This window comes from Acidisphaera sp. L21 (genome assembly GCF_009765685.1).
Taxonomy (GTDB): domain Bacteria; phylum Pseudomonadota; class Alphaproteobacteria; order Acetobacterales; family Acetobacteraceae; genus LMUY01.
On record NZ_LMUY01000151.1, the window covers coordinates 67,600 to 89,321 of the forward strand.

General features: G+C 66.9%; 20 protein-coding genes. 8 read left to right on the top strand and 12 right to left on the bottom strand.

The features are described 5' to 3' along the window. Positions 1-6 precede the first annotated feature (6 nt). The 4 genes from GSQ76_RS28740 to GSQ76_RS28755 are packed head-to-tail and all read right to left on the bottom strand — an operon-like array spanning position 7 to position 4,709. Entirely contained in the window at positions 7-1,287 is a 1,281-nt protein-coding gene (locus GSQ76_RS28740; protein WP_158747504.1) for a murein hydrolase activator EnvC, read from the bottom strand. After that, the gene (locus GSQ76_RS28745) at positions 1,254-2,201 is read right to left on the bottom strand and encodes a D-2-hydroxyacid dehydrogenase family protein (RefSeq protein ID WP_158747505.1); all 948 of its coding nucleotides are present in this window, start codon (positions 2,199-2,201) and stop codon (positions 1,254-1,256) included. The genes GSQ76_RS28740 and GSQ76_RS28745 overlap by 34 nt, the downstream gene beginning before the upstream one ends. A 23-nt stretch (positions 2,202-2,224) precedes the next feature. Then, a complete protein-coding gene (locus GSQ76_RS28750) occupies positions 2,225-3,196 on the bottom strand; it encodes a S1C family serine protease (protein ID WP_158747506.1) in 972 nt (323 codons plus the stop codon). A gap of 1 nt (position 3,197) precedes the next feature. After that, the gene (locus GSQ76_RS28755; RefSeq protein WP_158747507.1) at positions 3,198-4,709 is read right to left on the bottom strand and encodes an aldehyde dehydrogenase family protein; all 1,512 of its coding nucleotides are present in this window, start codon (positions 4,707-4,709) and stop codon (positions 3,198-3,200) included. Positions 4,710-4,794: 85 nt separating this feature from the next. On the opposite strand from GSQ76_RS28755, the gene GSQ76_RS28760 reads away from it, so the two are divergent. Next, positions 4,795-6,003: a CaiB/BaiF CoA-transferase family protein gene (locus GSQ76_RS28760; RefSeq protein ID WP_158747508.1), complete on the top strand. Its 1,209-nt coding sequence runs from the start codon at positions 4,795-4,797 to the stop codon at positions 6,001-6,003. Between the two features lie 82 nt (positions 6,004-6,085). Next, entirely contained in the window at positions 6,086-6,421 is a 336-nt protein-coding gene (locus tag GSQ76_RS28765; RefSeq protein WP_158747509.1) for a hypothetical protein, read from the top strand. A 4-nt stretch (positions 6,422-6,425) separates the two neighbouring features. Here GSQ76_RS28765 and GSQ76_RS28770 read toward each other — a convergent pair whose 3' ends face one another. The 3 genes from GSQ76_RS28770 to GSQ76_RS28780 all read right to left on the bottom strand — a co-directional run bounded on the left by GSQ76_RS28770 (position 6,426) and on the right by GSQ76_RS28780 (position 9,567). After that, on the bottom strand, positions 6,426-7,616 hold the full coding sequence (locus tag GSQ76_RS28770; RefSeq protein ID WP_158747510.1) for a VWA domain-containing protein: 1,191 nt from the start codon (positions 7,614-7,616) through the stop codon (positions 6,426-6,428). A gap of 64 nt (positions 7,617-7,680) precedes the next feature. Beyond that, a complete protein-coding gene (locus tag GSQ76_RS28775) occupies positions 7,681-9,201 on the bottom strand; it encodes a sodium:proton antiporter (RefSeq protein ID WP_158747511.1) in 1,521 nt (506 codons plus the stop codon). 39 nt (positions 9,202-9,240) lie between these two features. Then, complete coding sequence (locus tag GSQ76_RS28780) at positions 9,241-9,567, bottom strand: NIPSNAP family protein (protein WP_158747512.1); 327 nt, start codon at positions 9,565-9,567, stop codon at positions 9,241-9,243. An 85-nt stretch (positions 9,568-9,652) separates the two neighbouring features. On the opposite strand from GSQ76_RS28780, the gene GSQ76_RS28785 reads away from it, so the two are divergent. Continuing rightward, positions 9,653-11,716, top strand: coding sequence for an AsmA family protein (locus GSQ76_RS28785; RefSeq protein ID WP_158747513.1), 2,064 nt, complete (start codon positions 9,653-9,655; stop codon positions 11,714-11,716). A 2-nt stretch (positions 11,717-11,718) separates the two neighbouring features. Here the strand turns inward: GSQ76_RS28785 and GSQ76_RS28790 are convergent, their stop codons facing one another. Then, positions 11,719-11,985, bottom strand: coding sequence for a hypothetical protein (locus GSQ76_RS28790; RefSeq protein ID WP_158747514.1), 267 nt, complete (start codon positions 11,983-11,985; stop codon positions 11,719-11,721). On the opposite strand from GSQ76_RS28790, the gene GSQ76_RS28795 reads away from it, so the two are divergent. The 4 genes from GSQ76_RS28795 (at position 11,962) to GSQ76_RS28810 (ending at position 15,283) form a co-directional block, all read left to right on the top strand. After that, on the top strand, positions 11,962-12,708 hold the full coding sequence (locus GSQ76_RS28795; RefSeq protein ID WP_254070699.1) for a tyrosine-protein phosphatase: 747 nt from the start codon (positions 11,962-11,964) through the stop codon (positions 12,706-12,708). The two genes, GSQ76_RS28790 and GSQ76_RS28795, sit on opposite strands and share 24 nt — an antisense overlap. A 2-nt stretch (positions 12,709-12,710) precedes the next feature. Continuing rightward, a complete protein-coding gene (locus GSQ76_RS28800; protein ID WP_158747516.1) occupies positions 12,711-13,493 on the top strand; it encodes an enoyl-CoA hydratase in 783 nt (260 codons plus the stop codon). Beyond that, complete coding sequence (locus tag GSQ76_RS28805) at positions 13,490-14,020, top strand: 2'-5' RNA ligase family protein (RefSeq protein WP_158747517.1); 531 nt, start codon at positions 13,490-13,492, stop codon at positions 14,018-14,020. Before GSQ76_RS28800 ends, GSQ76_RS28805 begins: the two co-directional genes overlap by 4 nt. A 90-nt stretch (positions 14,021-14,110) precedes the next feature. Further along, positions 14,111-15,283: a sensor histidine kinase gene (locus GSQ76_RS28810; RefSeq protein WP_158747518.1), complete on the top strand. Its 1,173-nt coding sequence runs from the start codon at positions 14,111-14,113 to the stop codon at positions 15,281-15,283. Here the strand turns inward: GSQ76_RS28810 and GSQ76_RS28815 are convergent. Beyond that, positions 15,243-16,643, bottom strand: coding sequence for an MFS transporter (locus tag GSQ76_RS28815; RefSeq protein WP_158747519.1), 1,401 nt, complete (start codon positions 16,641-16,643; stop codon positions 15,243-15,245). The two genes, GSQ76_RS28810 and GSQ76_RS28815, sit on opposite strands and share 41 nt — an antisense overlap. A gap of 71 nt (positions 16,644-16,714) precedes the next feature. Further along, on the bottom strand, positions 16,715-17,500 hold the full coding sequence (locus GSQ76_RS28820) for an SDR family oxidoreductase (RefSeq protein WP_174247420.1): 786 nt from the start codon (positions 17,498-17,500) through the stop codon (positions 16,715-16,717). Positions 17,501-17,624: 124 nt separating this feature from the next. Between GSQ76_RS28820 and GSQ76_RS28825 the strand changes: the two genes are divergently transcribed. Then, positions 17,625-18,464: an SDR family NAD(P)-dependent oxidoreductase gene (locus GSQ76_RS28825; RefSeq protein ID WP_158747520.1), complete on the top strand. Its 840-nt coding sequence runs from the start codon at positions 17,625-17,627 to the stop codon at positions 18,462-18,464. On the opposite strand, the gene GSQ76_RS28830 is transcribed toward GSQ76_RS28825, so the two are convergent. Then, positions 18,439-19,509, bottom strand: a complete 1,071-nt coding sequence (locus GSQ76_RS28830) for an SDR family oxidoreductase (RefSeq protein WP_158747521.1) — start codon at positions 19,507-19,509, stop codon at positions 18,439-18,441. The genes GSQ76_RS28825 and GSQ76_RS28830 overlap by 26 nt on opposite strands. Next, positions 19,499-21,649 (bottom strand): transglycosylase domain-containing protein, encoded by a 2,151-nt coding sequence (locus tag GSQ76_RS28835; protein ID WP_216851346.1) that lies wholly within the window; start codon positions 21,647-21,649, stop codon positions 19,499-19,501. Before GSQ76_RS28835 ends, GSQ76_RS28830 begins: the two co-directional genes overlap by 11 nt. Positions 21,650-21,722: the final 73 nt, after the last annotated feature.

The window sequence follows — 21,722 nt, forward strand, 5'->3', positions numbered from 1 at the left end:
CCACCGTCACGAGCGACCGCGTAAAAATGGCGCAGGATTAATGGGCTGACCCTTCTGGCGCAGCTCCAAATACAGCAGCGGCCGGTTCGCGGTGCTGCGTGGATCCCAGGATGGCATGACGCCGACCGGTTCGCCAGACTGAACCGGATGGCCGACGGCGACGTCCAGCCGGTCCAGCCCAGCCAGCACGAAATGGTAGCCGCCGCCGCAATCGACGATCATCAGCTGGCCGAAGGAGCGGAACGGGCCGGCGAAGACCACTTTGCCATCGCACGGGGCGGAGACGCGAGCGGCCGGGGGCACGGCGTAGGAGATGCCGCTGGTGGTACCGGCGTCGCCGGGTTCGCCGAATGCCTTGACCACGCTGCCGGCAACTGGCGCGCCGACCTGGCCTTTCGCGTCGCCGAGGCCGGGGCCTGCGGGCTGCGCCAGGGCCAGTTGCCTGCGCCGGGCATCGGCGGCAGCAGCGTCCTGGCGCTGACGCTCGGCCAGGGCGGCGTCGGCCCGGGCCTTCGCCTCATCCTGGCGGCGGGTGGTGTCGAGCTGGGTGAGCGCGGCGCGCAGCGTCTCGGCCTGGCCGGCCTGGTCGGCGGCGCGCTGGGCGGCGGCGGCCGCAGCGTCCTCGGCGTCCTTGCTGCGGGCCTTGGCTTCGGAAATCTGCTGGTCCAGCCCGGCCGCCTGGGCAAATTGGGCGGCTTGCGCGGCGGTCAGATGGCGCTCCTGCATGGCCATCGCCTCCGCCAGCCGCGTTACCTCCGCTTGTTCGGCCCGAACTGCCTCGGCATCGGCCTCCAACTGGCGGGCCATGCCTTTCAGCACCAGCAGCCCGGTCAGCGAGGATTGGGCGCTGCCGGGCACCGCCAGCAGGGTTTCCGCCGGGTAGAGCGACAAGCGCTCGATCAACGGGAGCAACGGCCCGAGTTCGGCGGAGCGGGCGGCTAATCGCGACTCCGCCTCGGCCCGGCGGCGTGCCAGGTCGCTCATGGTCGTGGCGGCGTCGGCAGTGGCCTGTTCCAGCGTGCGGAGGGAGGCGGTGGTGGTGACGCGGGCCTGGGCCAGGCGCTTTGCGTCGATCTCCGCCTGATGCTGGCGGGCGGCAGCGGCGCGGCTGGCGGCGAGTTCGGCCGCGCGCTTCTGTTCTATCAGGGTCAGCTGGGCCGGCGTCGGCTGGGAAGCCGCCATCAGCCACAGTGCCAGCGGTGCGCCGAGGGCGCGCCCGTACGAAAAGAGCCGGGGGGGTGCCCCGGCCGCCGTTACATCACCCGGATCGGCGACCCGTCCATCCAAGCGACCAAATTCTCCACAGTGTCCTTGAAGAATATCGCATAAGTCTTTGACGTAACGAAGCCTACATGTGGCGAGGCCACCACATTTCCAAGCGTGCGTAGCACGTTATCCACAGGCAGCGGTTCGACGTCGTATACGTCCAGCGCGGCGCCGGCGATCGCCTTGCGTTCCAGCACGTCGATCAGCGCCGCTTCATCGACCAGCGGCCCGCGGGACGTGTTGACCAGCCATGCCGTCGGCTTCATCAGCGCCAGGTCCGGCGCACCGATGATACCGCGGCTCCGATCCGACAGCACCAGATGCACGGTCAGGAAATCCGCCTCTTTCAGCAAGGTTTCCTTGTCGACCAGGCGCACGCCAACGGCCGCGGCCGCCTCGGCGGTCAGGTTCTGGCTCCAGGCGATGGCGTTCATGCCGAAGGCCAAGCCGACCTTGGCCACGGCCTTGCCGATACTGCCCAATCCCATCAGGCCCAGCGTGCTGCCGCGTAGATCGGCGCCGACCGCGACCTGCCAGCCGCCATTGCGGAAGGAGGCGATCTCTTCCGGGATGTGCCGGGCAGCGGCGTGCAGCAGCGCCCACGTCATCTCGATCGCACCCGACGCGTTGTAGCCGGTGGCGCTGACGGCGATGCCGCGGTCCTTCGCCGCCGCCATGTCGATCGAGGCGTTGCGGGCGCCAGTGGAGCTGATGAACTTGAGGTTCGGCAAACGCTCGAGAATGGCACGGGGCAGCGGCGTACGTTCCCGCATGACGGCGATGGCGTCGAATGGCAGCAGGCGCTGAACCAGGGCATCCGGGTCGGCGAGGTTGTCGCGGAAAATCGAGATGTCCGCGCGGGTTTTTACGGGCGCCCAATCGGCGTAGTCGAACGCGACGCCCTGGTAGTCGTCGAGAACAGCGATCTTCGTCATGGGACGTCCTTGGCTGACTGTGGTCAGTGCATTCGGGGAGATTTCAGCAGCGTCCGGCGGTCCACCGTAGCGATGCTGACGGGGAGTTGGCGTTCGTCGCGGCGTACCATCAGCGTCACCTTGGAGCCGGCCGGCCCGCAGGCCCAAACGCCGCGCCACAGGCCGGCCAAATCGGTCACTTCCTCGTCCTCGACCGACAGCACGTGGTCGCCAGTGCGCAGACCGGCGCGATCGGCCGGGCCACCATCGGCAAGGCCGCCGATCACCACTGTTTCGTCATCTTCCATGGCGTAGACGCCCAACCAAGGGCGTGCCGGGCGGTTCACCTGGCCGAAGCGGCGGAGATCGCCCAGGATCGGCGCCAGCATGTCGATCGGGACGATCATGTTCATGTCGTGCCGGCGGCCCTTGCCGTCGCCCTGCTGCAGGATCAGCGAGCCGACGCCCAGCAGTTTGCCGTCCTGGCCGATCAGCGCGCCGCCGCCCCAGAAGGGATGGGCCGGGGCGGTGAAGATCGCCTCGTCCAGCAGGTATTCCCAATAGCCGGCGAATTCCTGCCGGCCGACGACCTTGGTCTCGATCGCGCGGCGGCGACCGCCGGAGGAGGCGAACAGCACCGAATCGCCCAGCTTGACCCCGGCGCTCTCACCGAATTCCAGCTTCGGCAGGTTCAGCTTGCCCAGCGGCTGCACCAGGCCGAACCCGGTCTCACCATCGAAGGCGAGCGCGTGGCCCGGCGTCGCCTTGCCGTCGGCGGAAGTGATCCAGACCGTCTCCGCCTCGGTGATCAGGTAGCCCATGGTGAGCAGGAGCCCATCATCCCCGATCACCACGCCCGAACCCTCCCGCTCCGTCCCGAGGGCGGAGGCGGTGAAGGCGTCGGACGGTGCGGTGGCGCGCAGGCCCACGACGGCGCTGAGCACCTTGTCGAGGTCGAAGCTGTAATCAGCCGAGTCGGGCTGAAGCTCCGACGGGATGTCCCACTCTTTGGCCATGTCAGGCGTAATTCACCATGATGGTCTTCTTATGCATGAAATGCTCCAACATGGCTTCTAGGCTGGCTTCCTTGCCGAGGCCGCTGCTTTTGACGCCGCCATAGGACAGGTTGGCCTGCACGACCAGGTTCTGGTTCAGCTGTACGAGGCCGGCCTCCAGCCGATGCGCCAGTTCCATCCCGACCTTGAGGTTGTTGGTCCAGACGGAGGCGGCGAGGCCGTATTCGGTGCCGTTCGCCTTGGCCAGCACTTCCTCCACCTCGTCGAACGGGAAGATGCAGGTGACGGGGCCGAAGATTTCTTCCTGCACCAGCGGGCTGTCGTCCGGCAGATTGGTGAAGATATGGGGGCGGATGAACAGGCCCTTCTTCAACGCCGGGTCGCTGGGCATGGCGGAACAGGCGCGGCCGTCGGCACCCGCGGTGGCCTTGCCCTGGTCGATGTATTTCTGGACCTTGCCGAATTGTTCCTTGCTGATGATCGTGCCGATATCGGTCTTCTCATCCAGCGGGTCGCCCATGACCATGGCGTCCACACGCTCCGCCATCGCATCGACGAAGCGCTGGAAGATCGGGCGTTCCACGTAGATGCGGCTGGCGGCGGTGCAGCTTTGCCCCTGGCGGGTGAAGCGCATCGAGGTGAGTGCGCCGGCGACCGTCTTCTCGAAATCGCAATCGGCGAAGACCAGCATGGGGGATTTGCCGCCCAGTTCCAGCGTAACCGGGATCAGCTTTTCCGCAGCGGCCTTGGAGACGATGCGGCCGACTTCGACGCTGCCGGTGAAGGTGACTTTGCGCACCTTCGGGTGGGCCACCAGGGGGGCGCCGCATTCCGGGCCGAAGCCGGACAGCATGTTGTAGATTCCGGGGGGCAGAATGCGGTTCACCAGCTCGCAGACGCGGAGCACGGTCAGCGGTGCTTCCTCGGCCGACTTCACCACCACCGCGTTGCCGGCGACGAGGGCTGGGGCGACCTTCAGCGCCATCAGCAGCATCGGCACGTTCCAGGGGATGATGGCGCCGACGACGCCCAGTGGCTCGCGGATGGTCACGGAAAGCACGTTCGGGGCGAAAGGCACGGTTTCGCCCTTCAACTCGCCGCCCAGGCCGCCGAAAAACTCGAAGATGTCGGCGATCGTGTTCGCCTCGACCCGGCTTTCGGTGCGCAGGGCCTTGCCGGTTTCGAGCGCGATGAGGCGGGCGAGTTCTTCCACATGCTCGCGCAGGAGGGCGGCGCATTGGCTGACCAGGGCGCCGCGCTTGCGGGAGGCCATCTTGGCCCATTCCTTCTGCGCGGCGTCGGCGACCTGCACGGCGGCGTCCACGTCGGCGGCATCTCCCTCGGCAGCGCGACCGATCTCCTCCCCGGTGGCGGGGTTGACCACGGCGAAGGTCTTGCCGGATTTCGGCGGCACGAAGCGGCCGCCGATCAAATGGTGGCCGGACATTGCCTGGGCCAGGCGGCGCTCGTCGAGGATCGGGGCCTCGGCAGTGGATTGCGGACGGTCCAGCATCGGTTTGCCTCCCAAGGCGGTCTGCTTGTAAGCCGAATGATGACAATGGCCCCGTGATGCGGGCCGGGCAAGCGGGAGCGCGTGAATGGAGCAGCCTCAGGGTCCACTGCATGGTGTGACGGTGTTCGATCTGACGCGGGTGTTGGCCGGGCCGACCTGCGTGCAGATGCTGGGCGATTTGGGTGCGGACGTGATCAAGGTGGAGAAGCCCGGCAGCGGCGACGACACGCGTGGGTTCGCCCCGCCGGTGATGCCGGGCACGCAGGAGAGCGCGTATTTCGTCGGCGTGAACCGGAACAAGCGGTCGGTCACGTTGGACATCGCCACGCCGGAGGGCCAGGCGTTGGCGCTGCGGCTGATCGAGCAATCCGATATTCTGGTGGAAAACTTCAAGGTCGGCGCGCTGGCGAAATACGGCCTGGGCTACGAGCAATTGCACGCGAAATTCCCGCGGCTGGTCTATTGCTCGATCACCGGGTTTGGGCAGACGGGGCCGTATGCGCCGCGCCCCGGCTATGACAGCCTGATCCAGGCGATGGGTGGCGTGATGAGCCTGACGGGTGAGCCGGACGGGCTGCCGCAGAAGGTCGGCGTGCCGGTGGCGGATTTGTTCGCCGGGCTATACGGCTGCATCGGCGTGATGGCTGCCCTGCGTCACCGCGATGCGACGGGCGCCGGCCAGCAGGTCGATATCGGCATGTTGGACACGCATGTGGCCTGGTTGGCGAACCAGGGAATGAACTACCTGGCCACCGGGGAGAACCCGGCGCGGCTGGGCAATCAGCATCCGAACATCGTGCCCTATCAGGTAGTGCCGACCGAGGATGGCTTCATGGTGCTGTCGATCGGCAACGACCCGACATTCAAGCGGTTCTGCGATGCGTTCGAGCTGTCGCATCTGCTGGAAGATCCGCGGTTTGCCACCAACGCCGCCCGCGTGGCGAACCGCGCTTTCGTGACCGAGACGTTGAACCCGGTGATGAAGCAGCATCCGACGGCCTGGTGGATGGAGAAGCTGGAGGCGCTGAAGGTGGGCTGCGGCCCGATCAACACGCTGGAGCAGGTCTTCGCCGACCCGCAGGCGGTGGCGCGCGGCGTGGTGGTGCAGATGCCGCACGCCGCGACTCCGGACGGGGTCAAAGTCATCGCAAACCCGGTGCGGCTGAGCGAGACGCCGGTCGGCTATCGCCTGCCGCCGCCGATGCTCGGCGAGCACACGGATTCGGTGCTGACGGAGCGGCTGGGGCTGTCGGAGGCGGAGATTGGGGCGCTTAGGAACAAACGCGTGATCTGAGGCGAATCTCACCCACAGAGACTTGTTGCTTACATGAAGCATTGATACAAATTTAAGGAGTGAACGTCTTTTAGGCAGAAGCATGATGCAGCGCGTGACTATTCCGGGGATGTTGGCGGTAGCGCTGGTGGTGGGTATGTCGCTTCAGCCGGCCGCCGCATCGTCTAATCCTTGCGCTGAGCGCATGGTGGTCGATGCGCTGGTGACCAATTTCAATGCCACGGAGGCTGCACAGTCACGGGCATTGAAGATGGTGGCAGTGTCGCAGATGGCGACGCTGGGAAGGATCGACGGCAAGCTGTTTTGCCACGGCGTGGTGCTGGACAGTGAAGGTGCCGTCACCCCGATGACGATCACCATGGCGCATAACCCAACTGGCAAGATTGCCTGGATTCTGCGGCTGGATGACGCGGCTTAGCCGCTCAGCGGGTTAGTTCGCGGGCCATGTCGTCCAGGCCGGCGACGGTCAGCGGGAACATCCGCTTTTCCATCAGCGCGTGGATCATGCCGATCGACTGGGTGTAGCCCCAATCCGGCTTCGGCGTCGGGTTCAGCCAGGCGCTGCGGCGCCAGTGCGCGGTCATGCGGTTGAGCCAGGCGCTGCCGGGTTCCTCGTTCCAATGCTCGACACTGCCGCCCTTCATGGCGACTTCGTACGGGCTCATCGTGGCATCGCCGACGAAGATGGCGCGGTAATCGGCGCCGTAGGTGCGCAGCAATTCCGTGGTGGCGATGGAGCTTTCGGCACGGCGGCGATTGTCGGTCCACACCCGCTCGTAGGGGCAGTTGTGGAAGTAGAAGAACGACAGGTGCTTGAACTCGCTGCGGGCGGCGGAAAATAGCTCGGCCGAGGTCTTCACGTGATCGTCCATCGAGCCGCCGATGTCCAGGAACAGCAACACACGCACGGTGTTGCGTCGCTCCGCCTGCATGCGCAGGTCCAGCGTGCCGGCGTTGGAGGCGGTGGCGTGGATGGTGCCGGGCAGGTCGAGTTCGGTCGGCACACCGGTGCGGGCGAAGCGGCGCAGGCGGCGCAGTGCGACCTTGAGGTTGCGGGTGCCAAGTTCGACGGAATCGTCCAGGTCGCGAAATTCGCGCTTGTCCCACACCTTCACCGCCCGGCGGTTGCGGCTGGTGTCCTGGCCGATGCGGACGCCCTCGGGGTTGTAGCCATAGGCGCCGAAGGGCGAGGTGCCGGCCGTACCGACCCATTTGGAGCCGCCTTGGTGGCGTCCCTTCTGCTCGGCCAGGCGCTCACGCAGGGTTTGCATCAGCTTTTCGAAGCCGCCAATGGCCTGGATTTGGGCTTGTTCTTCCTTGGTCAGCAGTTTTTCGGCCAGGCGGCGCAGCCATTCTTCCGGGATCTCGGCGGAGACGCCTTCGGCACCTGGTTCGCTGGTGGCTTCCAGGCCCTTGAAGCAGGTGGCGAACACGCGGTCGAACCGATCCAGGTGCCGCTCGTCCTTCACCAAGGCGGCGCGGCTGAGGAAGTAGAAATCGTCCACGCTGTAATCGGCCACACCGGTCTGCATCGCGCCCAGCAGGGCGAGATACTCCATGATGGAGGCGGGCACGCCGGCCTGGCGCAGCGAGAGGACGAAGTTGGTGAACATGACGAGCTCAGCTTAGGCAGGGGCAGCGGGGCTTGTCACATTCCAGAGGCGAGCAGGCGATGGGCTAGCCGGCCGAGCGGAGGCGGCGGAGGGTGTGGCCCTCGGCCCAATCCAGCTCCTCCTCCAGATGCTGGAACGTGCTGTCGCCGATGACCAGGCTGCGGCGTAGTTCCAGCAAGCGATGCCGTTTGGCCGCGATCACCTGCAGGGTAAGGTTGTGGCGGTCGGCCTGGGAGGTGCCAGCGTCCTCGAATTCCGCCAAGAGGGCGGCAGCGTGCTGGCCGGGTGCGGCGTGCAGCACCAGCAGGGCGGCGGAGGAGACTTCGTGCCGGGCCAGCGACAACTCACGGGTGATGGCGCCGTCATCGTCCAGGCGCATCCAGCGGAGCAGTGGGGCCAGCGTGACGCCCTGGATGACCAGCGTGCCCAAAACCACGGCGAACGCGGCGGCGACCAGCAGATCGCGATAGGGAAAGGCCGGCGTGTCGCCGACTGCGACGGGCAATGCCAGGGCGGTTGCCAGCGTGACGATGCCGCGCATGCCGCACCAGGAAACGACGAAGGCGCCATTAGCCGGCGCCCGCATCGTGCCGTTGCGGCTGAATTTCCGCATGAGGGTGGTGAAACCCATCACCCAGGCCATGCGCGCCAGCACGCAGGTCAGCAGGATAGACCCCGCAAAGATAGCGAACTCCGCGGCGTGACCGTGCAGCCGTTCCAGCACACCGCGGAGTTGTAGGCCGATCAAAATGAAGGCCAGCGCGTTCAGCACGAACACCGCGACCTCCCACACCGCGTAGGAGGCCCGGCGGTGTTCGGCGCCCAATCGGCCGGGGGCCAGGCGGGCGATGGTGATGGCGTAGAACACGGTGGTGATGACGGGGGAGACGCCCAGCCGCTCGGCCAGGATCCAGACGGCGAAGGTGCCAACGAATTGGGTGACGACGGACACGGCAATATCGTGCGCCGGGCGGACCAGCAGGAGGTAGAGGCGTGCCGTGACGAAGCCAAGCACGGCGCCGCCCAGGCAGGTGACCAGCAACAGCCACCCGGCCATCCAGATGGAGAACGCGCCGCCCGCGACGGCCGACAGCGCGACCCGGTAGATCAGCAGCGCGCTGGCGTCGTTCAGCAGGCTCTCGCCCTCCAGGATCACCATGACCCGGTGCGGTGGCGATAATTGGCGCAGCACGGCGGTGGCGGCGGAGGCATCTGGCGGGGCGACGATGGCGCCGAGGGCGATCGCGACCGCCCAGGGCATGTCCGGCACCAGCAGCCGCGCCACGATCGCGACCGCGATCACCGTGACGCCGACTGCGATCAGCACCAGGCTGGTGACGGGGCGCCAGTTCGCCTTCAGGTCCCGGGGCGAGGCGTCGAAGGCCGCATCCATCAGGGTGGGGGCGACGAACAGGGCCAAGGCCAGTTCCGGGTCCAGCCCAGGGTCGGCGCCGGTGGGCAGCAGCGCCAGCGCGGCGCCGGCGACCGCCAGCAGCGCCGGGTAGGGCGTGCCGATGCGCTGGGCGATCACGGTCAGGACCGCCCCGGTCAGCAGCAACACCAGGACGAGTTCGAATAGCTGCATCGCGCTACGCCCGGCGCGGCGGCCGGGTCGCCGCCCGGCTCAACGCACGCTGGAGAACGCGGTCGGCACCATCAATTCGCTGACGATATTGGCCACGATGGGGCCATCCTTTTCAGATTCGGCTCGCTTGGTGTTCCATTCCGGGTCGGCTTGGAAGGCGGTCCACTTCTGCTCCCGCTCGGCAAGGCTCTCCCAGGCGAGCATGTACGTCAGCGTCATGTTGGAACTGCCGATCAAGGTGGTCCAGAAACCGGCCTGCCTTATGCCATGGCGCTCCCAGATACCGAGGGTCGTGCTCTCGAAGCGCTTCAGGAGCGCGGGCAGGCGGCCTGGTAGGCAGTGATAGATGCGAAGTTCGTAAATCATGGCCGGGCTCCCGATACAGTTGACGGTAACATGCGCGGGCGCGCGACTGCCTGCAACCGGCTGCGGTGGGGGGCGTTCGCGTCCCATGCCCAGCGACACCATGCCAGCCCCACCCCGCCGCAGCCGCCATATCTGGGCCTATGTGCTCGGCACGGTCGTGGTGGCGACCGTCGCGGCTGTGGCGCTGTGGGATTGGGACTGGTTCCTGCCGATCGTCGATGCGCAGGCCAGCTCGGCGCTAGGTCGCAAGGTGACGGCGCAGCATCTCCATGTGCAGCTTGGCCGCACCACGGTCGTCGTCCTGGACGGCGTAAAGATTGCCAGCGCGGACGGTTACCAGACGGACAAGCCCTTCGCCACTGCGGATCGTCTAACGGTGCAAGCGGACGTCATGGCGTATATTCACACGCGCCAAATCGTCATTCCGCAGATTGTCGTCGACAAGCCGGTGATCGATGCGGAGCAGAATGCCAAGGGCGAAGCGAATTGGCCGGCGCCTGCCAGTTCGTCCACGCCAACCGACAAGCCGGCCGACCCGGATGCCGGGCCGAAGATCGGCCAGTTGGTGATCAAAGATGGCTCTGCCCATGTGGAGATCGCCAAAGTGAAGGCGAATTTCGACCTGGACATCGCGACCCGGGCAGGTGCGGCGGCGGGCGATGGCGGGTCTAATGCCGGGCAGATCGTGGTAAAGGCGAAGGGGCGATACGCGAACCAGCCGATTACAGGTGAACTGGTCGGCGGCGCGTTGCTGTCGTTGCGCGACACGTCGCAGCCCTACCCTATCGATCTGCACATCGCGAACGGCCCGACGCGGGTGGTGCTGACAGGCTCGGTGAAGAACCCGCTGAACTTCGCCGGCGCGGATTTGAAGCTGCAATTCAGCGGGCCGGACATGGCGCTGCTGACGCCGCTGACCGGCGTGCCGATTCCGGAGACGCCGGCCTACTCGATCGCCGGCAAGCTGGATTATGCCGATAAGAAGGTGCGCTTCACCGGGTTTACCGGGCGGTTGGGCAATAGCGACCTCAACGGCGACATCCTGGTCGATCCGACGCGGGAGCGGCCGTTCGTGGACGCGAATTTGTTCTCCCGCCGGGTAGAGTTGGCCGATCTGGGCGGATTCATCGGCGAAACGCCCGGGCGCAAGGGCGAGGCGAACCAGAGCGCGCAGCAGAAGACCGAATTGGCGAAAAAGGAATCGAGCGACCGCATCCTGCCGGACACGCCGATCAACCTGCCGAAGCTGAACATGGCCGACGTCAAGCTGCGGTACAAGGGTGCGCATATCGAGGGGCGGTCGGTTCCGTTGGATAATATCGTCGCCAATCTGGACATCACAAACGGTCGCGTGGTGCTGAACCCGCTGTCGTTCGGCGTGGGCACCGGGCAGATCGCGATCGCCACCGACCTGCAGCCGGTCGGCAAGAACGTGAAGGCGAATGCGAGCGTCGAGTTCAAGCGCGTCGACCTGGCGCGGCTGCTGTCGGCTACGCACCTGGTCGAGGGTGCAGGGGCGATGAGCGGGAGTGCGCGGCTGGATTCGACCGGTGATTCCCTGGCATCTCTGCTGGGACATGGCGATGGCGGGCTGAAGCTGGGAATGTCCGGCGGCAATCTGAGCGCATTGCTGGTCGACATCGCCGGGTTGGCATTTGGCAATGCCATTCTGTCGGCGCTGGGCATTCCGCAGCGGGCGGATCTGCAGTGCTTCGCGGCGGATTTCGTGCTGAACAAGGGCCAGATGAGCACGCGGACGATGATCCTGGACACGAGCGAGGCGCGGGTGCAGGGCACGGGTGGTGTCAACCTGGCCGACGAGACGATCGACTACACTCTGTCCACGGCGACGAAGCATTTCTCGGTTGGCTCGCTGCCGACGCCGATCGACATCAAGGGCAAGCTGAGCAGTCCCGGGATCCGGCCGCATATTGGTCCGTTGGCGCTCCGTGGCGGGGCTGCGATCGGGCTCGGCGTGCTGTTCCCGCCGGCGGCGCTGCTGCCCACGATCCAATTCGGCACTGGCGACGATGACGTGTGCAAGACGGCAGAGGCGCCGATAGCTCGCAGCACGCCGGCGTCCATCCCGTCCCCGGGTGCGGCCGTGCGCCGGGGCCGGCCTGCCCCACGTCGCGTGGCGCGCCGCTAGGCTTACAGGCGGATACGTCCGGCGGCCGAAAGCGCCAGGAGAACGCCAGACACCTGCATGGATTGGGGCAGGATGCCGCTGCCGAGGCCCGCGAGGATCTCGGCCACCGGGCGGCACTGCACCGTCATTCCGACCTCGCCGTGGTCCAACCGAGGCGCGGCGACCCGGCGCGCATCGGATGCCAGGACGGTGTGCACGCGGTTGGTCTGGTTGGCGGGGGCGAAAAGATCGGCTACGCCTGGGATATGCCAGACATCGACCCGCCCCACTCGATCGTTCTCGAAGGCGCCTCCAATGTGAGGGATATTGGCGGCTATCGAACATCGGATGGCAGGCGAGTGCGGCGCGGGCTGGTGTTTCGCTCGGCGGCGCTGGCCAAGCTGACCGAGGCGGACCTGGCCACCATCCAGGCATTGGGCCTGCGCACGATCTGCGATTTCCGCGGGGCGGAGGAAAGTGGGCGGGCGCCGACGGTAATCCGGGACGTGCCGATCGTGGCGCTGCCGATCGAACCGACCGTGGGCGCCGGGCTGCGCGATATCCTGGCGACCAAGGAAGCCACTGGCGAGGCGCTGTTCGCAGTGCTGGAACGCGCCTACGCCGCCTACGCGCTGTCCAGCAACTTGCAATATCAGCGGCTGTTCGGCCTGTTGCTGGAGGGTGGGATGCCGCTGTTGTTCCACTGCTCAGCCGGGAAGGACCGCACCGGGTTCGGCGCGGCGATGCTGCTGACCATGCTGGGCGTGCCGTGGGACATCGTGGTTGCGGATTTCGAGGCGACGAACACCCTGTGGCGGCGCGACACGGTGCCGAATGACGACCTGCCCGCATCCGTGCGCGAATCGCTGTTGCGGGCCAATCCGTTATTGCTGACCGCGGCGTTCGATGCTGCGCGCCGGCAATATGGCTCGATCGACACCTATTTGGCCGAGGCGCTCGACCTTGGCCCAACGCGGCAAGCCCGGTTACGGGAGCTGCTTCTGGAGGCCTGAGAATGTCCGACTTGCTTGAGACCATCGACGGCGGCGTTGCTGTGTTGACGTTGAACCGCCCCGATCGGCTGAACGCGCTGAGCGACGACATGGTGCGCGGGCTGATTGCGGCGCTGACCCGGCTGGGTGCCGACCCGGCGGTCGGCTGCATCGTGCTGACGGGCGCGGGGCGCGGCTTCTGCGCCGGCGGCGACGTCAAGCGCATGGCCGGCGCGGTCGAGACGACCATGGAGGAACGGCAGGAGGGCCTACGCGGCAAGCACGAATCGGTGCGGCTGCTGCGGACCATCGGAAAGGTGGTGATCGCCGCAGTGAACGGCCCGGCGGCTGGTGCCGGCATGGGGCTGGCGCTGGCCTGTGATCTTCGCATTGCCGCCCGCAGCGCCAAATTCCGTACCGCCTTCGCAGCCGTAGGATTCTCCGGCGATTTCGGCGGCTCCTGGTCACTGACCCGGCTGGTCGGGACGGCGAAAGCACGGGAAATGTACTACCTGAACACGCCGGTGGACGCGGCCGAGGCCGAGCGCCTGGGCATGGTCACGCGCGTGGTGGATGACGCCGTGCTGATGGAAGAGACCATGACCATGGCCCGGCAGATCGCCAGCGGGCCAACGGTCGCGTTCTCGTACATGAAGCGAAACCTGCATGCGGCCGAGACCGAGCCGATGCAGACGGTGCTGGACATGGAGGCACTTGGCCAGGCCCGGAATTACCTGACCGAGGACCACAGGGAAGCCGCCAAGGCCTTTGTGGACAAGCGCCCGCCCGTGTTCAAAGGCCGTTGACGCCGGGCGGCGCGCTGCCGTCGCTGATCTTGACCGCGCTGCTGGACCCCGTCTCACAAGACCGATTCCAGGTGGCGCGGCAGCATCTATTCCCGCCGGAGCGCAACCAGGTGCCGGCGCACGTCACCCTATTCCACCAGTTGCCGGGCGCGGAGGAGGCATCCATCAGCCGCCTTGTGGCGACGGTGTGTGAGGGGCGGGCGCCCTGCCCTTTCGCCACAACCAGGTTGCGCTTTCTGGGATTTGGCACTGCTTATCTGTTGGATATGAGTGCGGTCTCGGACATCCGAGAGCACCTCGCAGCGGCGTGGGAGCCCTGGTTGACGCCGCAGGATCGCCGGGTCTGGTCCCCGCACATCACCGTGCAAAATAAGGCAGCGCCGGATGAGGCAAAGCGCGTTTTTGCCAAATTGCAGGCGACATTCCAAGTCGAGCGCGGCGCCGTCATCGGGCTGGCGCTGTGGCGCTATCTTGGTGGGCCATGGGACTTGTTGGTGCGCTGTCTATTTACTGCAACAGAGTGTTGAGTCTTGTCAGCGTCCGCGGTAATCACCTAGATTTGAAGTTATAGCAATGCTATCACGTGCTGTGCGGGCCGAGCGGAGGACCTCAACGTGATGAGCCGGGCTGCCGAACCACGGTCCGTGGCAGAGATCGAGCTGACGGTCCGGTTACAACAACAGGAACTCGTCGCATCATTCGGCATGTTTGCCTTCCGTGGCGCCGAATTGGACAGCGTGTTGGACCAGGCCTGCGAGGTCGCGGCGAAGGGTTTGAACACCGCGTATTCCAAGGTGCTGGAATATCGCCCCACCACACAGGATTTCTTGCTGCGCAACGGCGTTGGCTGGCGCGAGGGCGTCGTCGGTCGCGTGGCGCTGGGTGCGGATCTGGCCAGCCCGGCAGGGTTCGCGTTGCGCACCAAGATGCCCGTCGTGTCCAATCATCTGACGCAGGAGGCGCGGTTTCGCACGCCGGCGGTGCTGGCCGAGCACGGCATCCATCGCGCGATCAACGTCATCATCGAGGTGGAGGGCAGCCTGCCCTTCGGCGTGCTGGAGGCCGATAGCTCCGACCGGTATCAATTCACCGTCCACGATCTGTCGTTCATGCAGGCGCTGGCAAATATTTTGTCCGCCGCCATTACCCGGCAACGCCAGAGCGTCGTCCAGCAGGAGTTGCTGCAGCAGAAGGACATGCTGATGCAGGAGGTTCATCACCGGGTGAAGAACAATCTGCAACTGGTCCATACGATGCTGCATCTGCAAGCCCGCGGCATTCCGGATGGCAGCGAGAAATCCCGCCTGCAGGAAGCTGCCAGCCGAATCATGTCGATCGCCGCCGTGCATCGTCGCCTGCACGAGGAGGGGGCGGTCGAACGGGTGGAACTTGCCTCCTACCTCGAGGGGCTCATGGCCGATATGAGCGAGTCGCTTGGCGCTGCGATGGCGGAACGGCCGATCGCGCTGGACGTCGATCCGATGAAGCTGCCGTCGGAACACGTGACGCCAGTCGGGCTGATCACGGTGGAGATGATCACGAACGCCCTGAAATACGGCGCAGGCGCCATTGCCGTGCGGGTGCGCAAGACCGATCTCGGCGTCGACATCAGTGTGCAGGATGACGGCGCTGGCTTTCCCGACGACTACAAGCCGGGGAGCGGCGCCAGCCTGGGCATGCGGTTGATCGCGGCGTTGGCCCGGTCCCGCGACGCCATCAGCGTCGGCAGGACCGAGGGCGGGACCATCGTTACCGTTCGGGTGTCGTTTTCGCAGGCAAAGAGCCCCTAACCGGCTGGCCGGCCCGCAGCCGCATCAGGCTGGCCAAGGCCCCGCAGGCGGCGAAACCGGCGGCGACCAGCAGCGTGATCGTCACCCCGCGCTGCACCAGGCTGAACACCAGCGCCACCAGCGCCGCGCCGAAGGTCTGTCCCAGTAGCCGGGCCGTGCCCAGCATACCACTGGCCCCGCCAGAGCGGTGCAAGGGCGCCGAGGTGACGATCGCCCGGTTGTTGGGCGATTGGAAGAAGCCGAAGCCGAGGCCGCATATCGCCATGCGCAGCCCGATGCCGACGGGCCCCGCATCCACCGGCATGGTGGCCAGCAACAGCAATCCCACGGCGAAAGTCGACATGCCGATGCCGCCCAATATGCCGGCGGAATAGCGATCGGCCAGGCGCCCGGCGATCGGCGCCATGATCGCGGTCGCGACCGGCCAGGGCGTCATCAGCAACCCGGTTTGCGTCGCGGTCCAGCCAAGCGTGCCTTGGAGATGAAAAGGCAGCGACACGAAGGCTAGCGTTGCCGAGGCGAAGGAGAGGATGGACGTCATGATCGACATGCGGAACAGCGGGATCCGCAGCAGATCCACCGGCAGCAACGGAGCCGAGCGATCCAGTTGCCGCCGCACCAGCAACACGCCGAGCACGATGGCGACGGCCACTTCGATCAACGTCCCGACGATGCCCTCGCCATGGGCGTAGCCATCCACCCCCAGCACGAGCAGCCCGAGGGTGAGCGCATTCAACACCGCGCTGGCGACGTCGAACCGGCTGTTGCCGCGCGGGGTCAATGGCAGGGTGCGATTGGCGATGGCAAAGGCGATGAGGCCGAAGGGCACATTGATCGCGAACAGCCACTGCCAGGTGGATACGGCGAGGATGCCGGAGGCGACGGTCGGGCCGAGAGCCGAGCAGGTGGCGGCGATGAGCGCGTTGATGCCCATGCCGCGACCCAGCATCGAACGCGGATAGACGTATCGGGTGAGCGCAGAGTTCACCGACATGATCCCGGCGGCGCCCAGCCCCTGTAACACGCGCGCCGCCGTCAGCATCGCCAGCGAGTTGGACATCGCACAGGCCAGCGAGGCGATGGTGAACACCGCAAGCCCGGTTTGATACACCCGGCGGTAGCCGTGGATTTCGCCCAGCGAGGCCAGCGGCAGCAACGAGACGGTGACGGCGAGTTGGTACGCGTTGATCACCCAGATGGAGGCGGCGGGCGTGGCGTGCATATCGATGGCGATGGTCGGCAACGCGATGTTGGCGATCGCCCCATCGATCACCGCCATCGCGACAGCCAGCCCGATGGTCAACACGGCCCAATATCGCTGCGGCAGGGGTACGCCGTCTTGCAGGGTGGATGCGCTCATCCCCCCGGTTTACGAGCGCAGTCCGGCAGACGGAAGTAGGCACGGCAACATAAGGACGGTGAGCGATTGACCTATGATAGGCTTTCCATGCCGCCATCGATGCTCAGTGCCTGTCCGCTGATCGTGGCGCCGAATGGGCTGGCAAGATATAGCGCCATATTTGCGATATCCTGCTGCGTGACGAAGCATCGCAGACTGACGGGCAGCAGCGCACGTTCGGTCTGTTCATTGTCACCGACGCCGAGCGCCAGCGCCTTGTTGCGGATGACGCTTCGGATGCGCGGCCCCTCCACCAGGCCGGGGAGCAAAGCGTTTACGCGAATGCCGTCCTGCCCCAATTCGATCGCCAGGCTGCGGGTGAATCCGACCACGCCCCATTTCGCCGCGGCGTAGGGCGAGCGTAAGGCGAATCCAAACTTCCCGGCGGCGGAACTGAGGTTGATGATCGAGCCGCCGCCCGCTGCACGCAGCGCCGGCACCGCACGCCGGGCACAATGGAACTGGCTGGCAAGGCAGATCTGCAACGTCGCGTCCAACTCCGCCGGGTCAAGCTGTTCGACCGGTTTGGTTGGGCCGGCGATGCCGACATTGTTGACCAGCACATCCAGCCCGCCCAGTTCGGCCAGGGCGGCATCCATGAAGCGATCGAGGTCGCCGGACTTGGCCGCATCGGCAATCATACATGGGTATGGACACGTGGCGAGTGCAGCCTCATCGATGTCGGAGACATAGGGACGGGCGCCGGCTGCGGCAAAGCTGTCGGCGATGACCCGGCCGATTCCACCGGCTCCGGCGGTGATCGCCACCCGCAGACCATCCAGCCGCACCGGCAATGGTGTCGTGGCACCTTCCGTCATGGTCGCTCGCTTTTCTATCTTCGTTGCACATGATTTCGGCGCCGTAAAAGCATAGGTCAAGTCTCGCCTCATCGAGACCTGCATGACATAATAGGCAAAACTTAACTTCTGGAACCTTCACTCAATGGCTGTCAGCGTCGTAACAGGTGCCACCGGGGGCCTTGGCCGCTGGATTGGGTTGGGGTTGGCGCGGGCCGGGCATACGGTCATCTTGGTCGGGCGCAGCCGCCCCGCCGGGGAAGCCGCGATGCAGTGGATTGCGCAACAGGTGCCGACGGCGCGGCTGGAATTGCTGATCGCCGATTTGTCGCTGATTGCCGCCACTCGCCAGGCTGCAATGCTGATCGATGCGCGGTTTCCCGAAATCGACCTGCTGGTCAACAATGTCGGGACGTTCTGCACGACGCGCGAAGTGACGGAGGAAGGGCACGAGCGCGTGCTGGCCACCAACCACCTATCCGCCTTCGTGATGACCCGCGCCTTGGTCCCGGCCTTGCGCGCCGCGGCCAAGACCGCTGGGAGCGCCCGCATCGTCAACATCGGCTCGTCCGCCTCGGATCGTGCTGGCATTGAGCCGGACGATCTGGAGGGCAAGCGTCGCTGGGGCATGGTGCGGTCGTACAGCCAGTCCAAACTGGCGATGATGATGACCAGTTTCGGCTGGGCCGCGCGGCTGGAGGGCACGGGCGTCGTGTCCAACGTGGTGCACCCCGGTGCGGTCGCGACCAAGCTGGTGCGGGCGTCGGGCGCGGTTGGGCTCGCCTGGCGGGCGATGTCACCGTTTCTGCTGTCGGAGGAACAGGGGGCCGACTCGCCACTGCATGCCTGCCTGGCACCGGAGTTCGCCACGCTGAATGGCGTCTACGTGAAGCACCGCCGGCCGGTGCGGGCCAATCGCCGGACCGAGAACAAGACGCTGACCGACCGGGTTTGGAACGCTACGGAGACGCTGGCCGGCGGATAGTCCGCAACGCCAGCGCTCCGGCGGCGCGGGATTGGTGGGTGAACCACTGATACAGACTGCGCCGCCGCGCCCGCCCGCCAAACGCGCCATGCACCGGGGAGGCGTGGTCGGCCGGTTCGAACAAGGTCGGCTGTTCCAGCGACGCGTGACCGGGGTCTCGGGTGAGTTGCCCGTCGAACCCCAGCCGGGACATCAGGTAGGCGACCAGACGGGGTGACACCCTTGTCGCCAGCGAGAATGCGAGCGCCGTGCCGCTGACGATCACTTCCGGGCAGCCCGTCATCGCGGCCTGGTAGATACCGGCAGCGATGATTTCCGGTTGGTAGACCGGGGGCGCCGGGCGGGCGGGCCAGCCCATATGGGATGTCGCATGCGAGAAGAACGGCGTGTTGACCGCGGGCGGGAATACCGTGCTCACCCGGATCGGGCTGCGCGCCATCGTCAGTTCCGCCTGCAGCGCCTGAGCGAACCCGCGGACCGCCGCTTTGGCGCCGGCGTATGACGACATCAGCGGCAGGCCATGGAAGGCGGAGGCGGAGCATACGTTGACGATGGTGCCGGCATTGCCGGGCTGCATCAGCGCCAGTGCGATCCGGCAGCCATTCACCGTGCCGCCGTAGGTGACGGCCGTCACCCGATCATACTCATGCGCCGGTACGGCCGTGAACCGGCCGTAGACGCCATTCCCGGCGCAGTTGATCCACAGATCCGGCACGCCCAGTTGGGCCACGATCGCGTCGGCGGCGAGGCGGAGCGCCTTGCTGTCGCTGACATCGGCAGATGCGGTGGCGGAGTCAGCGCCCGCCTGTTCGATATCCGCGGCGGAGGCAGCCAGCCCGGCGGTGCCGCGCGCGATGATGCCGACCTTCCAACCGTGCCGCGCAAACAAGGCCGCCGTGCAGCGGCCGATGCCGGATGACCCGCCGGTGATGATTACAACTCTGGCCCGGCGGGTCAGGTTCGGTACTCCTGCATCGAATCGTGATTGTCGCCGCTCGTTAAAGGCGTCTGGCGGCGTAGGGTTTCCCGCGGGGTCACTCGACAATGACCGCCACCGGCTTGGACACGCCCGCCGCCAAGGGCAGGCGGATCTGGAAGTGATGGCGGCCCGGGGTCATCGGCCAAAACAGCGGCGCGTCCGGGGCGGTGGTTGCGACGGGCTTGCCATCCACCAGCCACACGATCTGCGGCACTGGCGGGTCGGCGGTGGCGCGCAGTACTAGGCGGTTCAGCGCGGGCGGCGCCTCCGGATTGCGCCAGACATGGGTGTCCGGGTCCGGCTGCGTGATCGATAGGTGTGGAGTGGGCGGCGCGGCGGGGTGGGTGGCGCCGGGGCGCACCCACTCGGCCAGCTTTTCGTCGCAGCCCGGGCCGGCGCGCTGGCCGGTGCCGGTGCAGAGTTCGGTTTCCTCGCGGCCCGGCGGGGCGGCGAAATCGCCAGCCAGCAGGTCGCTGCGGCCGACGCCGTGCAGGCGCAGCATGATGGATTGGGCCAGCAACGCCGCCGCTCGGCCACCGCTCAGCTGGCTCATCGGCCCGGCATCGGCGCGGCCGATCCACACGCCGACCAGATAATCACGCGACCATTCCAGCGTCCAGGCGTCACGGTAGCCCTGCGAGGTGCCGGTCTTCAGCGCCACGGCGAAGGGGAATTCGGACGAGCCATAGCGCGGGAAGGAGGGCAGCCGGGCCAGCGGGTCGCTGAGGAAGCGGCCGACGAGGCGGGCGGAGTCGATGGAGATGACGCGGTGCGGCTCGGGCGCCGGGCCGGCGAACCAGCGGAGGTCGGCGGCCATGCCGTCCTCGGCCAGGGTTGCGTAGGCGCGCATCAGGCGGTCCAGCGAGGTGGGGAGTGCGCCGATCGCCATGGCAAGGCCATAGCGTTCCGCCGGGCTGGTCAGGGCGTGCAGCCCGATGGTGCGGAGAAAGGCGAAGCTGTCCGTCAGGCCGATGTGGCGCAGCAGGTTGGTCGCCGGGACGTTGCGGGAGTTTGCCAGCGCCTGGCGGGGCAGGAGCGGGCCGAGGAAATCGTGATCGGCGTTGCTGATGCCGGCCGCACCCTCCGGCAGGTCGGCCATGACGTCCTGCGGTGCGATCACCTGGCGATCCAGGCCCAGCGCGTAGAGGAACGGCTTCAGCGTGCTGCCGGGGGAGCGGAGGATGGCGGAGTAGTCGATCGCACCGCCGGGCTGGCTGGCGAACCCGGCGGAGGCGACATCGGCCAGCACCTCGCGCGTGTGGCGGCGGACCACCATGACGGCGACCTGCTGCGCGCCATCCTGCTGCCAGGCGCGGAGTTGGCGGGTGGCGGTGGCGGTGACCCAGCGCTGCATCGGCGCATCCAGCGTGGCGCGGACCATGCCGCCTGCGGGGGCGAGCGTTTGCAGCCGGAGAGCCAGTTGGAGGAAGGGTGGACGACGCCGGGTTGGGACGGTGGCGAGCGTGGCGAGGTCGGCCAGCGCGGCATCCCGGTCCTTTGGCGACAGGTCCATGCCGGCGATGGCCAGCCGGGCGCGGGCGGCGGCGCGCGAGCGATGACGGTGCAGCGCCATGCGGCCCGGCGCCTGTGGGATGGCTGACAGGATCGCCGCCTGCGCGACGGTGAGGTCCTCGGCCGGCTCGTCGAAATACCAGCGGGCAGCGTGGGCGATGCCATGGCTGTTCTCGCCGTACGGGGCCAGGCGGAGATATTGCGCCAGCACGGCGGCGCGGCCGTATTCGGCAGTCAGCGCCAGGGCGGTCCCCGCCTCCACCGCCTTGGCCCATAATGTGCGTGGGCGGGGGTGCTGCATGCGGGCGACCTGCATCGCCACGGTGGACGCGCCGGAGCCGTGGCCGCCGGTTATGTGCTGCCAGGTGGCCCGCAGCACGGCGGCCGGGTCGATCCCGGGATGGGACCAGAAGCGCCGATCCTCCAACGCCAGGGTGGCGGCGACCACGCGCGGCGGCGGGTCGACCGGCCAGTAGCCGTAATCCACCTGGCGGCCGCCATCCGGGCGCAACGATTCGTGCCCGGCCTGGGTGAGAAATCCACCGTCGCGGTCCGTGATGAAGGCCGTGGGCGGGGGCGCGACGAGGCGAACATCACCTCCGACTGCCACGCCCCATACGGCGACCAGCCCCACTGCCCCGGTGAGCAGCAGCCGAACCACTCCATCCCGCAGCAGCAGCCAGCCCGTGCGCAAACCCCGAATCCTCAATCCTGCGATGACGCTAGCCGCAGCACGGGGAAAAGCGTAGCACCCGGTATAGCCTCAG